Source organism: Sporosarcina sp. Marseille-Q4943 (assembly GCF_943736995.1).
GTDB lineage: Bacteria > Bacillota > Bacilli > Bacillales_A > Planococcaceae > Sporosarcina.
In genome coordinates this window covers 1,111,297-1,127,084 of sequence record NZ_OX031157.1, presented here as the reverse complement: position 1 = coordinate 1,127,084, position 15,788 = coordinate 1,111,297, and the positions used below count along the sequence as shown (strand labels likewise).

The 15,788-nt window shown below is 50.8% G+C and carries 12 protein-coding genes, 2 rRNA genes and 1 riboswitch; all 14 genes read left to right on the top strand.

Annotated elements, in window-relative coordinates:
• Positions 1-198 precede the first annotated feature (198 nt).
• The 14 genes from NIT04_RS14595 to purD all read left to right on the top strand — a co-directional run bounded on the left by NIT04_RS14595 (position 199) and on the right by purD (position 15,755).
• Positions 199-3,132: ribosomal RNA gene (locus NIT04_RS14595) — 23S ribosomal RNA — on the top strand.
• Positions 3,133-3,219: 87 nt separating this feature from the next.
• Positions 3,220-3,335 (top strand): 5S ribosomal RNA (gene rrf / locus NIT04_RS14590).
• Positions 3,336-3,999: 664 nt separating this feature from the next.
• The gene (locus NIT04_RS14585) at positions 4,000-4,527 is read left to right on the top strand and encodes a DUF2179 domain-containing protein (RefSeq protein ID WP_252504265.1); all 528 of its coding nucleotides are present in this window, start codon (positions 4,000-4,002) and stop codon (positions 4,525-4,527) included.
• A complete protein-coding gene (locus tag NIT04_RS14580; RefSeq protein WP_252504264.1) occupies positions 4,524-4,715 on the top strand; it encodes an NETI motif-containing protein in 192 nt (63 codons plus the stop codon). The genes NIT04_RS14585 and NIT04_RS14580 overlap by 4 nt, the downstream gene beginning before the upstream one ends.
• 85 nt (positions 4,716-4,800) lie before the next feature.
• Positions 4,801-4,901: riboswitch (purine riboswitch) on the top strand.
• 172 nt (positions 4,902-5,073) lie between these two features.
• Positions 5,074-5,562 (top strand): 5-(carboxyamino)imidazole ribonucleotide mutase, encoded by a 489-nt coding sequence (gene purE / locus NIT04_RS14575; protein ID WP_252504263.1) that lies wholly within the window; start codon positions 5,074-5,076, stop codon positions 5,560-5,562.
• Positions 5,559-6,677, top strand: a complete 1,119-nt coding sequence (gene purK / locus NIT04_RS14570) for a 5-(carboxyamino)imidazole ribonucleotide synthase (protein ID WP_252504262.1) — start codon at positions 5,559-5,561, stop codon at positions 6,675-6,677. The genes purE and purK overlap by 4 nt, the downstream gene beginning before the upstream one ends.
• A 54-nt stretch (positions 6,678-6,731) precedes the next feature.
• Positions 6,732-6,986, top strand: a complete 255-nt coding sequence (purS, locus tag NIT04_RS14565) for a phosphoribosylformylglycinamidine synthase subunit PurS (protein WP_252504261.1) — start codon at positions 6,732-6,734, stop codon at positions 6,984-6,986.
• Complete coding sequence (gene purQ, locus NIT04_RS14560; RefSeq protein ID WP_252504260.1) at positions 6,983-7,669, top strand: phosphoribosylformylglycinamidine synthase subunit PurQ; 687 nt, start codon at positions 6,983-6,985, stop codon at positions 7,667-7,669. Before purS ends, purQ begins: the two co-directional genes overlap by 4 nt.
• Positions 7,653-9,884 carry a phosphoribosylformylglycinamidine synthase subunit PurL gene (gene purL / locus NIT04_RS14555; RefSeq protein ID WP_252504259.1) on the top strand — a complete coding sequence of 744 codons (2,232 nt, stop codon included), beginning with the start codon at positions 7,653-7,655 and terminating at the stop codon, positions 9,882-9,884. Before purQ ends, purL begins: the two co-directional genes overlap by 17 nt.
• Positions 9,860-11,287 (top strand): amidophosphoribosyltransferase, encoded by a 1,428-nt coding sequence (purF, locus tag NIT04_RS14550; RefSeq protein WP_252504258.1) that lies wholly within the window; start codon positions 9,860-9,862, stop codon positions 11,285-11,287. The genes purL and purF overlap by 25 nt, the downstream gene beginning before the upstream one ends.
• Positions 11,288-11,299: 12 nt before the next feature.
• Positions 11,300-12,358, top strand: coding sequence for a phosphoribosylformylglycinamidine cyclo-ligase (gene purM, locus NIT04_RS14545; protein WP_252504257.1), 1,059 nt, complete (start codon positions 11,300-11,302; stop codon positions 12,356-12,358).
• Positions 12,355-12,945, top strand: coding sequence for a phosphoribosylglycinamide formyltransferase (gene purN, locus NIT04_RS14540; RefSeq protein WP_252504256.1), 591 nt, complete (start codon positions 12,355-12,357; stop codon positions 12,943-12,945). Before purM ends, purN begins: the two co-directional genes overlap by 4 nt.
• Complete coding sequence (gene purH / locus NIT04_RS14535) at positions 12,942-14,477, top strand: bifunctional phosphoribosylaminoimidazolecarboxamide formyltransferase/IMP cyclohydrolase (RefSeq protein WP_252504255.1); 1,536 nt, start codon at positions 12,942-12,944, stop codon at positions 14,475-14,477. Before purN ends, purH begins: the two co-directional genes overlap by 4 nt.
• Before the next feature lie 18 nt (positions 14,478-14,495).
• Positions 14,496-15,755 (top strand): phosphoribosylamine--glycine ligase, encoded by a 1,260-nt coding sequence (gene purD / locus NIT04_RS14530; RefSeq protein ID WP_252504254.1) that lies wholly within the window; start codon positions 14,496-14,498, stop codon positions 15,753-15,755.
• Positions 15,756-15,788 lie beyond the last annotated feature (33 nt).

Genomic DNA, 15,788 nt, shown 5'->3' with positions numbered 1-15,788 from the left:
TCACTTTTGTGATTGAACGATACTTTTTTAATCAGTAGTTTGTGTACTTATCGCTAAGTACCACTACTCACCCGAGGATTACGAGAAGCAAGCAGTGTTAGGAAGCGATGGAGAGAGGGAAGGAGCGTACTTCAGTACGTGACTGACTGATCGACTGAGCTGACAACGCAATGCGCAGCTTATCGAAATTCGTATAAAGGTTAAGTTAGAAAGGGCGCACGGCGGATGCCTTGGCACTAGGAGCCTATGAAGGACGGCACTAACACCGATATGCTTCGGGGAGCTGTAAGTAAGCTGTGATCCGAAGATTTCCGAATGGGGAAACCCACTGCCCGTAATGGGGCAGTACGTTCACGTGAATACATAGCGTGAACGAGGCACACCCGGAGAACTGAAACATCTAAGTACCCGGAGGAAGAGAAAGAAACATCGATTCCCTTAGTAGCGGCGAGCGAAACGGGAAGAGCCCAAACCAGGAAGCTTGCTTCCTGGGGTTGTAGGACACTCTATACGGAGTTACAAAGGGACGGATTAGACGAAGAGGCCTGGAAAGGTCCGCCATAGCGGGTAATAGCCCCGTAGTCGAAAGTCCGTCCCCTCCAGAGTGGATCCTGAGTACGGCGGAACACGTGAAATTCCGTCGGAATCCGGGAGGACCATCTCCCAAGGCTAAATACTCCCTAGTGACCGATAGTGAACCAGTACCGTGAGGGAAAGGTGAAAAGCACCCCGGAAGGGGAGTGAAAAAGAACCTGAAACCGTGTGCCTACAAGTTGTCAGAGCCCGTTAATGGGTGATGGCGTGCCTTTTGTAGAATGAACCGGCGAGTTACGATTCCATGCAAGGTTAAGCAGCGAATGCGGAGCCGCAGCGAAAGCGAGTCTGAATAGGGCGAATGAGTATGGGGTCGTAGACCCGAAACCAGGTGATCTACCCATGTCCAGGGTGAAGGTAAGGTAACACTTACTGGAGGCCCGAACCCACGTACGTTGAAAAGTGCGGGGATGAGGTGTGGGTAGCGGTGAAATTCCAATCGAACCTGGAGATAGCTGGTTCTCTCCGAAATAGCTTTAGGGCTAGCCTCAAACGAAAGAATCTCGGAGGTAGAGCACTGTTTGGACTAGGGGCCCATCCCGGGTTACCGAATTCAGACAAACTCCGAATGCCGATGATTTATGTTTGGGAGTCAGACTGCGGGTGATAAGATCCGTAGTCGAGAGGGAAACAGCCCAGACCGCCAGTTAAGGTCCCCAAGTATCCGTTAAGTGGAAAAGGATGTGGCGCTGCCCAGACAACCAGGATGTTGGCTTAGAAGCAGCCACCATTTAAAGAGTGCGTAATAGCTCACTGGTCGAGTGGCGCTGCGCCGAAAATGTACCGGGGCTAAACGGATCACCGAAACTGCGGATTGACACCTATGGTGTCAGTGGTAGGAGAGCGTTCCAAGGGCGTCGAAGCTAGACCGTAAGGACTGGTGGAGCGCTTGGAAGTGAGAATGCCGGTATGAGTAGCGAAAGAAGGGTGAGAATCCCTTCCACCGAATGCCTAAGGTTTCCTGAGGAAGGCTCGTCCGCTCAGGGTTAGTCGGGACCTAAGTCGAGGCCGAAAGGCGTAGACGATGGATAACAGGTTGATATTCCTGTACCACCTCCCCGCCGTTATCAGCAATGGGGGGACGCAGAAGGATAGGGTGAGCGCGCTGTTGGTCATGCGCGTCCAAGCAGTGAGGTGTGGAACGAGGCAAATCCCGTTCCTATAACATTGAGCTGTGATGGCAAGGGGAATTATCCCCGGAGTCCCTGATTTCACACTGCCAAGAAAAGCCTCTAGCGAGGCGGGAGGTGCCCGTACCGCAAACCGACACAGGTAGGCGAGGAGAGAATCCTAAGGTGATCGAGAGAACTCTCGTTAAGGAACTCGGCAAAATGACCCCGTAACTTCGGGAGAAGGGGTGCTCTGGTAGGGTGTTAAAGCCCGAGAGAGCCGCAGTGAATAGGCCCAGGCGACTGTTTAGCAAAAACACAGGTCTCTGCAAAACCGTAAGGTGACGTATAGGGGCTGACGCCTGCCCGGTGCTGGAAGGTTAAGAGGAGAGGTCAGCGCAAGCGAAGCTTCGAATTGAAGCCCCAGTAAACGGCGGCCGTAACTATAACGGTCCTAAGGTAGCGAAATTCCTTGTCGGGTAAGTTCCGACCCGCACGAAAGGCGTAACGATCTGGGCACTGTCTCAACGAGAGACTCGGTGAAATTATAATATGCGTGAAGATGCGCATTACCCGCGACAGGACGGAAAGACCCCGTGGAGCTTTACTGTAGCCTGATATTGAATTCCGGTGCAGCCTGTACAGGATAGGTAGGAGCCTTGGAATCCGGAGCGCCAGCTTCGGAGGAGGCAATGGTGGGATACTACCCTGGCTGTATTGGACTTCTAACCCTTGCCCGTGATCCGGGCAGGAGACAGTGTCAGGTGGGCAGTTTGACTGGGGCGGTCGCCTCCTAAAGTGTAACGGAGGCGCCCAAAGGTTCCCTCAGAATGGTTGGACATCATTCGTAGAGTGCAAAGGCATAAGGGAGCTTGACTGCGAGACCTACAAGTCGAGCAGGGTCGAAAGACGGGCTTAGTGATCCGGTGGTTCCGCATGGAAGGGCCATCGCTCAACGGATAAAAGCTACCCCGGGGATAACAGGCTTATCTCCCCCAAGAGTCCACATCGACGGGGAGGTTTGGCACCTCGATGTCGGCTCATCGCATCCTGGGGCTGTAGTCGGTCCCAAGGGTTGGGCTGTTCGCCCATTAAAGCGGTACGCGAGCTGGGTTCAGAACGTCGTGAGACAGTTCGGTCCCTATCCGTCGCGGGCGCAGGAAATTTGAGAGGAGCTGTCCTTAGTACGAGAGGACCGGGATGGACACACCGCTGGTGTACCAGTTGTCTTGCCAAAGGCATCGCTGGGTAGCTATGTGTGGACGGGATAAATGCTGAAAGCATCTAAGCATGAAGCCCCCCTCAAGATGAGATTTCCCATTACATTTGTAAGTAAGATCCCTCAAAGAAGATGAGGTGGATAGGTCCGGGGTGGAAGCGTGGCGACACGTGCAGCTGACGGATACTAATCGATCGAGGACTTAACCTTAAGTTATTTAAGTACGGTTGAACTTGACGTTCAGCGACAATGTTGGTTTTATCCGGTTTTGAACGAACAAGCATCGTTCATACATAGTCTGGTGACGAAGGCGAAGAGGTCACACCCGTTCCCATACCGAACACGGAAGTTAAGCTCTTCAGCGCCGATGGTAGTAGGGGGCTTCCCCCTGTGAGAGTAGGACGTCGCCGGGCAAAGGCCATCCCCTGTGGGGGATGGTTTTTTTATGTTCAAAAATATAACCGAAGGTTAAATATCTGCAATAGATATCTGTCATACCGGTTCCCATCCCGAACACGGAAGTTAAGCTCTTCAGCGCCGATGGTAGTAAAGCGGCGCAGCCGCTTTGCGTAATTTACACCAACGGTGCAAATTACGCAGGGAACAGGCTTCCCCCTGTGAGAGTAGGACGTCGCCGGGCAAAGGCCATTCCCTGTGGGGAATGGTTTTTTTATGTTTAAATTTATTTTTAACTAAAGATATTTGGCGCGACTTGGCAATTTTCAAGTCATGGTGTTTGCCGCGGTAATGATGACCTATTTCGCGGAAGGATAATGTATTCCAAGATCATCTGATATGCCGCGCCCGGTGCTTTTGACAAACTAAAATAACGTCCACGTCCAAAGCAAGCCCTCTCGCACCCAAAGAGCCTCCCACGCCCAAAGAAATCCTTCCATAAACCGCATTTCCACAAGAATCGCGTCTCTCCCGCTTAACCCGCCCTTTCTCAACAAAATTCCTGTGAATTACACTAAAATCCTCTAAATGTCCCACGATTCCACAACAACAATTCCTTGTAATCCATTGCTTTGCACGATACGATGGAGGTCAACCTAGTATTGGGAGGTTTGATGAAGAATGAAAATGGTATTGATCATATTTGTCATTAACATTGTATATGTATCTTTCTTTACGATCCGGATGATTCTAACTTTGAAGGGCTATCGTTATTCTGCTGCCTTCGTGAGTATGATTGAGATTGTCATTTATATTGTCGGTCTTGGATTGGTATTGGATAATCTGAATGAAATACAAAATATAATTGCGTATGCGTTAGGATACGGCAGTGGAGTCATTATCGGGACGAAAATCGAGGAGAAGATGGCGCTCGGTTATATTACGGTGAATGTCATTACGGCCGGTATCGATTATGAGATGCCGAGGCTTTTGCGGGAAAAAGGGTATGGGGTGACGGACTGGTCTGCGCACGGATTGGAAGGGAGTCGTTCGGCGATGCAGATTTTGACGCCCCGAAAAGATGAATTGAAGTTGTATGAGACGATCAAACAGATTGATCCGAAGGCTTTTATTGTTGCGTATGAGCCAAAGACGATTCACGGCGGATTTTGGGTGAAGACTGTTAGGAGAGGAAATTTGTTCAAATGAGTGCAAAGAAGAAAACGGTATGGTTTGAAGTCGAAGAAGGCGAGTCAATTGAGGAGTGCTTGAACCGATTGGCTGCGGCAGGTTATCGTGTAGCGGGCCGGATGGAGGAGCCGGTCTTCATTGAGAAGAATGGCGAGTATGTCCCAATTCGTCAGCTCATTAAGTTTAAAGGGATTCTAGATGAATAAAACAACCTATTATACGAACAATGGACATGCTTGATTGTCCATTGTTCGTATTTTTTATTGACGTATTCGAATTCAGTTGTTACACTGATTGTAGTTAGATAACCCACATATATGCTGAAGGATTGGCTTCAGCGTTTCTACCAGGACACCGTAAATGTCCGGACTATGCGGGAAAGCGATTTTTAGGATTCAGCGAAGGGTGTGCCATATCTAATGGATACGTTCATCTTAACGCTTATTGAATATCCTTGAATGAACTGCTTTCCATGCATTTGGAAGGCGGCTTATTCAAGGATTTTTTTATTGCAAAAGTAAGTAAGGAAAATTCTTCAGTAGTCTACAAAAGGAGCGATTGTCTATGGGACCGAAAGTCGGCGTGATCATGGGGAGTAAAAGTGATTGGGAAACGATGAAGCATACTTGCGACATATTGGACGAGTTGGGTGTTGCCTATGAAAAGAAGGTCGTTTCAGCGCACCGTACACCGGATTTCATGTTTGAGTTTGCGGAACAGGCCCAGGACCGTGGGATTGAAGTGATTGTAGCCGGTGCAGGAGGCGCTGCCCATCTTCCCGGAATGGTGGCTGCAAAGACGCTGTTGCCGGTCATCGGCGTTCCGGTTCAATCAAAGGCGTTGAATGGGATGGATTCATTACTTTCCATCGTCCAGATGCCTGGAGGCGTTCCAGTCGCCACAGTGTCGATTGGCAAAGCCGGCGCTACGAATGCCGGATTGCTCGCTGCCCAGTTTTTAGCCGTCCACGATTCTACGTTGCGCAGCCGTCTCGAAGAACGTCGGGAACAAATGCGGGATGCGGCATTGGAAAGCAGTGGTGAGTTGCAATGAAGACGATTTTACCTGGACAGACGATTGGAATTATCGGCGGAGGACAGCTCGGCCGGATGATGGGTCTAGCCGCAAAGGAAGCGGGATTCAAAATTGCAGTGCTCGATCCGACGATGGATTCACCGTGCGGCCAGATTGCTGATATCCGCATCGTCGCTCCGTATGACGATGAGGCGGCACTCGAGGAGCTTGGCGAAGTGAGTGATGTCATCACGTACGAATTTGAAAACATCGATTTCGAAGGCCTAGAGAGACTCAGCCAAATCGCTTATGTCCCTCAAGGAGCAGAGCTAGTACGGATCACTCAAAATCGGATTGCGGAAAAAGCGGAAATTAAAGAATCCGGTGCGCCTGTTGCAAACTATGTCGTTGCCGCGTCATTCAGTGAATTAATAAAGGAAATCGATAAGGTCGGATTCCCATGCATCGTGAAAACTGCTTACGGCGGTTATGACGGGAAAGGGCAAGTGAAGCTTGAGTCGGCAAACGACCTCGAGCTAGCGGAATCGCTCTTCGCCCATTCAGCTTGCATTGCGGAAGCGTTCGTCCCTTTCAAGACGGAAATATCCGTCATCATCCAGCGCAACCCGGATGGAGAGTCCTATTGCCTTCCGGTCGCCGAAAATATTCACAAGAATCATATATTGCATGAATCAATCGTTCCAGCAAGAGTTGCGGATGCAGTCGTCGAGAAGGCGGAAGATGCGGCGAAAAGAATTGCAGATCATCTACAACTAGTCGGGACGCTTGCCGTTGAAATGTTCGTGCTGGAAAACGATGAAATTGTCATTAATGAGCTAGCCCCGCGGCCGCATAATTCAGGTCACTACTCGATCGAGGCGTGCAACGTATCCCAGTTCCATCAGCATATCCGTGCGGTGTGCGGCTGGCCGCTGCGCAAGCCGAAGCTATGGGCACCATCGATCATGGTGAACGTGCTCGGGGAGCATGTCGTGCCTTTGAAGAAAGTGGTTATGAACTATCCTGACTGGTCAATCCACCTGTACGGGAAGGCCGAGGCGAAAGAAAAACGGAAAATGGGACATGTGACAATCATGACCGAAGATATAGAGAAGACATTGGAAGAAATCGATTCGACAGGCATCTGGTCTTGAAATTTGCAGCACCAATTCGATGACAAACTAACATCCATTCGGGAGGAAATTGACATGACAAAAGTGAACGTTTACGTAACATTACGCGAAAGTGTTGTTGATCCACAAGGAATTGCTGCACAGGAGGCACTTCAAACATTGGGGTTCAATGAAGTCGAAAGCGTCCGTATCGGAAAGCTGATCGAGCTTGAGCTGTCAGGAACGGACAGTGAAATTGAAGCGCGTGTGAAAGAAATGTGCGATAAGCTTCTTGTCAATAAAGTGATCGAGGACTACAGCTTTGAAATCGGGGAGGTTGCGGGCAAATGAGGTTCGCTATTTTAAGTTTCCCCGGATCCAGCTGTGATGTGGACATGTATCATGCCCTCTTGGATATCGTTGGCGTCGGTGCAGAAATCGTCAGCCATATGGATGCCGACTTACACAATTACGATGCTGTCGTCATTCCGACAGGAGCTTCCTACGGCGATTACTTACGCCCGGGTGCTCTTGCACAAAGCTCCAAATCGATTGACAGCTTGAAGGCATTCGCAGCTTCCGGCAAGCCGGTGCTCGGCGTAGGGAACGGTTTTCAAATCCTCGTTGAAGCCGGACTTCTTCCCGGTGCTTTCTTGCGGAATAAAGGATTGAAATTCAGAAGCGGCAATGCGAAGCTCACGGTTCAAAATTCAACATCTACTTTTACGAGCATTTATGAGCAAGGGCATCAAATTACGCTTCCATTCGCCCATGAGTACGGTAATTATTTTGTCGATACGGAAACAGCAGCGCAATTGAAAGAGCAGAACCGCATCGTATTTGCTTACAATGACGGCAATCTTGATGGCAGTGTGGACGCAATCGCAGGAGTTTTGAATGAACAAGGAAATGTCCTTGGCATGATGCCGCTTCCTGAACGCGCGGTAGAGGAAATCATCGGGGGAACGGACGGTTTGCCTTTATTCCGATCAATTTTGAAGAACTGGAGTGAGAAGAATGCCAACCATGCATGAACCAACAGCTCAGCAAATCAAAGATGAAAAACTGTATCGCCAAATGGGAATGACGGATGAGGAGTTCGATCGTGCAGTCGAGATGATCGGACGTCTTCCGAATTACACGGAGACAGGATTGTTTTCGGCGATGTGGTCGGAGCATTGTTCTTATAAAAGCTCGAAGCCGGTATTGCGCAAATTCCCTACGGAAGGTGCACGTGTGTTGCAAGGTCCCGGAGAAGGTGCTGGTATCGTCGATATCGGGGATAATCAGGCGGCTGTCTTCAAAATGGAATCGCATAACTCCCCATCTGCTATCGAGCCGTTCATCGGTGCGGCGACAGGAGCGGGCGGTATTATCCGCGACGTCTTTTCAATGGGTGCTCGTCCAGTGGCACTTGTAAACTCGATGCGTTTCGGTGATTTGACGGATGAGCGCGACCGTTATTTATTTGAACAGGCGGTTGCAGGGATTGCTAGCTACGGAAATACGATCGGCATTCCGACGGTTGCGGGAGAAGTCCAGTTCGATAATTGCTATTCGAAACGTCCGCTCGTCAATGCAATGGCTGTCGGATTGTTGAATCACGAAGATATCCAGAAAGGTCTTGCTTCCGGAGTCGGCAATACGGTCTTGTATGTCGGCGCGAAGACGGGCAGGGACGGAATCCACGGCGCGACGATGTCTTCATCTGAAGTTGCGGTCGATAAAGAGGAAGAGCTGCCAGTCATGCAAGCGGGAGATCCGTATCTTGAGAAGCTGCTCATGGAAGCTTGCCTTGAATTGGTGAAGTCGGATGCATTGATCGGCATACAGGACATGGGGGCGGCAGGACTTACTTCATCTTCGGCGGAAATGGCTTCAAAAGCTGGATATGGAGTTGAGTTGAACTTGGATCTCGTTCCACAGCGCGAAGAAGGCATGACTGCTTATGAAATGATGCTGTCCGAGTCGCAGGAGCGGATGCTCGTTGTCGTGAAGCAAGGACGTGAGCAGGAAATCATCGACTTGTGCAAGAAATACGAGCTAGAAGCAGTGGCGATCGGGAAAGTGACGGACGACAAAATGCTTCGGCTTACACATAAAGGTGAAGTTGTCGCGGAAATCTTGGCGGATATTCTCGCTGAAGACGCACCTGTCTATCATAAGAAATCGGAAGAGCCTGCTTACTTCAGAGAATTCCAGGCAATGGACAATGAGGAGCCGGCAGTCGAAGACTTGAAAGGGACATTGTCAGCGTTATTGCAACGGCCGACAATTGCGTCGAAAGAGTGGGTGTACAGCCAATTCGATACGCAGGCGCGTACGAATACGGTCGTAGCACCAGGCTCATCAGCCGGTGTCATCCGTGTCCGCGGTACGAATAAAGGCCTTGCGATGACAGCGGATTGCAACTCCCGCTATATTTACCTCGACCCGGAAACGGGCGGGAAGATTGCAGTTGCGGAAGCGGCTCGTAACTTGATCTGTTCAGGCGCGGAGCCGATTGCGGCAACGGATTGCCTGAACTTCGGAAGTCCGGACAAGCCAGAAGTGTTCTGGCAAATCGAGAAATCGGCAGATGGCATTGCAGAAGCTTGCCGTACGTTGAATTCACCGATCATCGGCGGGAACGTCTCGATGTCGAATGAAGTGAATGGGGTTCCGGTCTATCCGACTCCGACGATGGGCTTGGTTGGCCTCGTACATGATCTGTCGCAAGTGACGACGACTTCATTCAAACAAGCAGGCGACGCAATCTACTTGATTGGCGAAGCGGCGACAGAATTTGGCGGCAGCGAGCTTCAGCAAATGATCCATGGCAAAATTTTCGGGAAAGCGCCTGCAATTGATCTTGAAGTGGAGGCATCCCGTCAACAATCGCTCCTAAAAGCGATTCAAAGCAAGCTCGTCCAATCGGCGACGGATCTGTCCGAAGGCGGATTCGCTATTGCACTTTGCGAGAAGGCATTCGATGCGGAAGGCCTTGGAGCTGAAGTGACTGTTAAAGGATCAGCGGTGACGGCTTTATTCAGTGAAACGCAATCGCGCTTCCTCGTGACGGTGAAAGAGGAGCATATGACAGCTTTTGAAGCGCTAGTACAAGATGCAGTGAAAATCGGCACAGTAACCGATCAAGATAAAATCATCATTAAAAACGACAACGATACAGTTTTAATCGACGGAACGGTGGAAGAATTCCGGTCCGCGTGGAAAGGGGCAATCCCATGCTTGCTGAACTCAGAGGCCTGAACGAAGAATGCGGAGTGTTCGGCATTTGGGGGCATGAAGATGCGGCGCAGCTGAGCTATTACGGCTTGCATGCGCTGCAGCACCGTGGGCAGGAAGGCGCAGGGATCGTCACGAAGAATGGCAAAGGGCTTCATGTCGTGAAAGGCGAAGGCCTTGTGAATGACGTGTTTTCCGGTGATGCATTGAAAGGTTTGACGGGACATGCGGCAATCGGCCAAGTCCGCTACACGACGGAGGAAGGGCGGGGCGCGGAAAACGTACAGCCGCTCGTCTTCCGTTCGATGACGGGCAGTTTGGCAATTGCGCATAACGGCAATCTAGTCAATGCGAAGGATTTGAAAGAAAGTCTTGAAAAGCAGGGCAGCATTTTTCAAACGACGTCCGATACCGAAGTGCTCGCTCATTTGATTAAACGGAGCAGCGGCGGTTCATTGACACAGCGGGACCGTGTGAAAAAGGCGTTGTCGATGTTGAGAGGCGCATTCGCATTTGTCATTTTGACGGAGGAAGGTTTGCTCGTCGCGCAAGACCCGAATGGTTTACGGCCATTGTCTCTAGGAAAATTGGGAGATGCATGGGTTGTCGCATCTGAAACGTGTGCGTTCGATTTAATCGGTGCGGAAACGATCCGTTCGGTTGAGCCTGGCGAATTGATCGTCATCAACGATAAAGGGCTGAATTCCTACCGGTTCGCGGAAGCTGCGGACAGGGCGATCTGCTCGATGGAGTATGTCTATTTTTCAAGGCCGGATTCGGACATCGACGGCATTAATATCCATATGGCACGGAAACGTTGCGGCAAGCAGCTTGCAAGGGAAGTGAAGATCGAAGCGGATGTCGTGACAGGCGTTCCGGATTCGAGCATCTCAGCAGCAATCGGATTTTCGGAAGAAAGCGGTATTCCGTATGAATTAGGTTTGATTAAAAACAGGTATGTCGGCAGGACGTTCATCCAACCGACGCAGGCGATGCGCGAGAGAGGCGTAAAGATGAAGCTATCCCCAGTGCATCAGGTAGTCGAAGGGAAGCGTGTCGTCATGGTGGACGATTCGATTGTCCGCGGGACGACTTCAAGACGGATCGTCAACATGCTGAAGGAAGCCGGTGCGAAAGAGGTACACGTCGTCATCGCGGCGCCTCCGCTCGTGAGTCCTTGCTTTTATGGCGTCGACATTAGTACGGATTCCGAATTGATCGCTACAGGGCGTTCAGTGGATGAAGTACGGGAATTGATTGGAGCGGATACACTGACGTTCCTATCGGCGGAAGGAATGCTTGCTGCGATCGGCAGGCCTTCTGAAATGAAAAACTGCGGACAATGTCTTGCGTGCTTCACAGGTGAATATCCGACGGAAATCTATGCGGATACAGTATTGCCACACGAAAAAGAAATCGGGCGATAAGGAGGAGTTCCCATGTCAAAGGCGTATGAAAAAGCGGGAGTGAATATCGAGGCGGGCTATGAATCGGTTGAACGGATGAAATCTCATGTCGCGCGTACAGTGCGTAAAGGTGTAGCCGGCGCATTCGGCGGTTTCGGAGGGATGTTCGATCTATCTGAGCTGAACTATAAAGAGCCTGTGCTCATTTCCGGGACGGACGGCGTCGGTACGAAATTGAAGTTGGCGTTTATGGCTGATAAACATGACACGATCGGTATCGACTGTGTCGCTATGTGTGTGAATGATATCGTTGCGCAAGGCGCGGAGCCGCTCTATTTCTTGGATTATATTGCACTCGGAAAAGCGGTCCCTGAAAAGGTCGAGGCAATCGTCAAAGGAATCGCAGACGGCTGCGTACAGTCGGGTGCAGCGTTGATCGGCGGAGAGACGGCTGAAATGCCTGGACTCTACGATGTTGAAGAATATGATTTGGCCGGATTTGCGGTCGGAGCTTGCGAAAAGAGCAACGTCGTGACAGGGGAAAAAGTCGCTGAAGGGGACGTGCTTGTCGGCATCGCTTCAAGTGGCATCCACTCGAACGGATTCTCGCTCGTCCGTCAAATCGTTCTTGAAGAGCAAGGATATAAGCTCGACGAGTATATCGCAGGGTTCGAAGAGCTCGGCAAGGTAGGAACAGCTTTGCTTGAACCGACGAAAATTTATGCGAAGCCTGTCATGCAAATTCACGACGAGCTTGACGTGCATTCGATGGGACATATTACGGGCGGCGGTTTTTATGAGAACCTCCCAAGAATGTTCGGAGAAGGATTCGGTGTCGAAGTCGACCTTGGTTCATGGCCTGTGCTGCCTGTCTTCAAAATGCTGAAAGTGAAAGGCGAACTTTTGGATAAAGATCTGTACAGCGTCTTCAATATGGGAATCGGGTTCGTCATCGCCCTTCCTGCGGAACAAGCGAAGCGCGCCATTCAAATTGCTGCAGAGCACGGTGAAGAAGCATATGAAATTGGTCGTGTCGTTCGCGGATCGGGTGTCGTCTTCAAAGGAAGCCATGATGGGAGCTTGGCAGAATGAAAGAAAAAGCAAGAATCGCTGTATTCGCTTCCGGCAGCGGGAGCAACTTCGAAGCGCTTGAACATGCATGCCGTGAAGGCGAGTTGGACGCAGAAATCGTCCTCGTCATGACGGACAAGCCAGCATCATTCGTCATTGAACGGGCAAGGCAGACGGACATCCGGGTCGTCGCTTTGGAACCGAAAGCCTTCCCGTCGAAGGAAGCATATGAGGAAGCAGTGCTCAGCATATTACGTGAAGAGGGCGTCGAATGGATTGTCCTTGCGGGATATATGCGGCTGATCGGAAAGACTCTTTTAACCGCCTATCCTTCACGCATCGTCAATATCCATCCATCATTGCTCCCTTCATTCCCGGGCAAGGATGCGATCGGGCAGGCAATCGCTCATGGCGTGAAAGTGACGGGTGTCACGGTCCATCTTGTCGATGAAGGGATGGATACGGGTCCGATCCTCGCGCAAGCGGCGGTTCCTGTCGTTGAAGGCGATGCGGAAAAGACTGCACAAGCAATACATGAAGTGGAACATGTCATTTATAAAGAAACATTGCAGAAGCTGATTTTAACTAACGGAGGGGTTCATTCGTGAAAAAACGGGCATTGCTCAGTGTCTCAGACAAAAATGGAATTTTGGAGTTTGCACAAGCGCTTGTGAAATTGGACTATGAAATTCTGTCAACCGGCGGGACAATGAAACATCTGAAAGAAAACGGCGTCGCGGTGACGGCGGTCGACGAAGTGACAGGCTTCCCTGAAATTATGGAAGGTCGCGTCAAGACGCTCAACCCGATGATTCATGGCGGACTGCTTGCAAAGCAGGACGACTCGGCACATCAAGCGCAAATGGCAGAACACGGCATCCAGCCGATCCATATTGTCTGCGTGAACCTTTACCCATTCAAAGAAACGATTTCGCAACCTGACGTTGCCGTCAAAGACGCAATCGAAAACATCGATATCGGCGGACCTGCAATGCTTCGTGCATCTGCGAAAAACCACGCCTACGTGACGGTCATCGTAGACGCGGCGGATTACGGCCAAGTGCTTGAAGAGTTGCAGACGGAAGGGCAGACGACACTCGCAACCCGTCGCCGCCTCGCAGCGAAAGTTTTCCGTCATACAGCTGCGTATGACGCGCTCATCTCTGGATACTTGACTGATCTTGCAGACGAAGAATTCCCTGAGCAAGTGACGTTTACATATGAGTTGAAACAGCCGCTCCGCTATGGCGAAAATCCACATCAGAAAGCGGCGTTCTACAGCCGTCCGCTCGGTTCGGATTTCTCGATTGCGAACGCGGAGCAATTGCACGGGAAAGAGCTTTCCTATAACAATATCCAAGATGCAAACGCAGCGATTCAAATCGTCAAGGAATTCAACCAACCGGCTGCAGTGGCAGTGAAGCATATGAACCCTTGCGGCGTAGGTACCGGCGAGACAATTGCCGATGCGTTCAATAAAGCATACGAGGCCGACCCGGTTTCCATCTTCGGAGGCATCATCGCCTTGAACCGTGAAGTGGATGCAGAGACAGCGGAGAAGCTCTCGGAAATCTTCCTCGAAATTATCATCGCCCCGTCGTTTACGGAAGAAGCGATCGCTTCATTGACGAAGAAGAAAAATATCCGTCTGTTGACGATTCCGTTTAATCAACAGAAAAAGGACAGTTGGAACACGGTATCCGTTGAAGGGGGCCTCCTTCTTCAAGAGCCGGATACGTTCGGATACGAAGATGCCGACATCCGTGTTGCAACGGACCGCGAGCCGACGGAGGCGGAATGGGAAGCGCTCAAACTCGGTTGGGCGGTCGTCAAGCACGTGAAGTCGAACGCAATCGTCGTTGCGGATTCGCATATGACGCTCGGCGTCGGAGCAGGGCAAATGAACCGAGTCGGTGCTGCCGCGATAGCACTGACGCAAGCAGGCGAACGTGCGAAAGGTGCGGCAATGGCTTCTGACGCGTTCTTCCCGATGGACGATACAGTGGAAGCTGCTGCCAAAGCGGGCATTACAGCGATCATACAACCTGGCGGATCTGTGAAGGACGAAGATTCCATTAAGAAGGCGAATGAATACGGCATTGCAATGGTGTTCACAGGCGTACGTCATTTCAAACATTGATTGAAGGAGAAGATACAGATGAAAGTACTCGTAATCGGCAGCGGCGGCCGGGAGCATGCGATTGCACGGCAGTTCAACGATTCACCGTCCGTTTCAAAAGTGTATGTCGCCCCCGGGGACGACGGAATGAGAAACGATGCGGAATGTATCGGGATCGATGCGACTGATTTTGATGCGCTTGCTTCATTCGCTATTGAACAAGGAATCGACTTGACATTTGTTGGGCCGGAACAGCCATTGGCGGAAGGGATCGTCGATTTTTTCTCTGATAAAGGTTTGAGAATTTTCGGACCGACGAAAGCTGCTGCTCAAATCGAAGGCAGCAAGTCTTTCGCAAAGGAACTGATGAGTAAATACGCAATCCCTACGGCTGCTTATGGGACGTTCACGGACGCAGAAGAAGCGAAGGCATTCATTCGACAGCAAGGAGCGCCGATCGTTGTGAAAGCGGACGGACTTGCAGCTGGAAAAGGTGTCATCGTCGCGATGACTGTTGAAGATGCGCTTCATGCGGTTGACGACATGATTGGCAATCAACGGTTCGGCGAATCTTCTTCGCGCGTCGTCATCGAGGAATTCCTTGACGGGGAAGAGTTCTCGTATATGTCATTCGTGCATGACGGGCAAATTTACCCGATGGTCATTGCGCAGGACCATAAACGGGCGTATGACGGCGACAGAGGGCCGAACACCGGCGGGATGGGAGCCTACTCCCCGGTTCCGCATATTCTGGACAATGTCATTAAAGAAGCGTACGAGAAAGTCGTCGTTCCGACAGTCCAAGCAATGACTGAGGAAGGGACGCCGTTTACTGGTATCCTGTATGCAGGGCTTATTTTGACAAATGAAGGGCCGAAAGTGATCGAGTTCAATGCGCGCTTCGGCGATCCGGAAACACAGGTCGTCCTGCCTCGGATGCAATCCGACTTCGGGGAATTCATGATGGCGCTTATGGATAAGAAGCCATTCGAATTGAAGTGGCATGATGATGCCATGTTCGGCGTTGTCATCGCGTCCGACGGCTATCCAGGGGACGTTGTGAAAGGCGCAAAACTCCCTAATCTAGGTTTGTTGGATGAAATTGACGTCTTCCATGCCGGCACGAAAGCCGTTGATGATCATTTTGTCGGCAATGGCGGCAGAGTCCTGCTCGCTGCAGCGAAAGCGGAAACGCTTGAGGCAGCGCGGGACGAAGTGTATGACAAATTGAATAACATGGAATGGAATGGATTTTTCTACCGGACAGACATCGGCTGGCGTGCATTCCAAAACAAATGAAAAACAGACCACACATCGATATGTATGTGTGGT

Coding starts and splice junctions, on each gene's coding strand:
- NIT04_RS14585 (WP_252504265.1), top strand. CDS start 4,000: ATGAAAATGGTATTGATCATATTTGTCATTAACATTGTATATGTATCT.
- NIT04_RS14580 (WP_252504264.1), top strand. CDS start 4,524: ATGAGTGCAAAGAAGAAAACGGTATGGTTTGAAGTCGAAGAAGGCGAG.
- purE (WP_252504263.1), top strand. CDS start 5,074: ATGGGACCGAAAGTCGGCGTGATCATGGGGAGTAAAAGTGATTGGGAA.
- purK (WP_252504262.1), top strand. CDS start 5,559: ATGAAGACGATTTTACCTGGACAGACGATTGGAATTATCGGCGGAGGA.
- purS (WP_252504261.1), top strand. CDS start 6,732: ATGACAAAAGTGAACGTTTACGTAACATTACGCGAAAGTGTTGTTGAT.
- purQ (WP_252504260.1), top strand. CDS start 6,983: ATGAGGTTCGCTATTTTAAGTTTCCCCGGATCCAGCTGTGATGTGGAC.
- purL (WP_252504259.1), top strand. CDS start 7,653: ATGCCAACCATGCATGAACCAACAGCTCAGCAAATCAAAGATGAAAAA.
- purF (WP_252504258.1), top strand. CDS start 9,860: ATGCTTGCTGAACTCAGAGGCCTGAACGAAGAATGCGGAGTGTTCGGC.
- purM (WP_252504257.1), top strand. CDS start 11,300: ATGTCAAAGGCGTATGAAAAAGCGGGAGTGAATATCGAGGCGGGCTAT.
- purN (WP_252504256.1), top strand. CDS start 12,355: ATGAAAGAAAAAGCAAGAATCGCTGTATTCGCTTCCGGCAGCGGGAGC.
- purD (WP_252504254.1), top strand. CDS start 14,496: ATGAAAGTACTCGTAATCGGCAGCGGCGGCCGGGAGCATGCGATTGCA.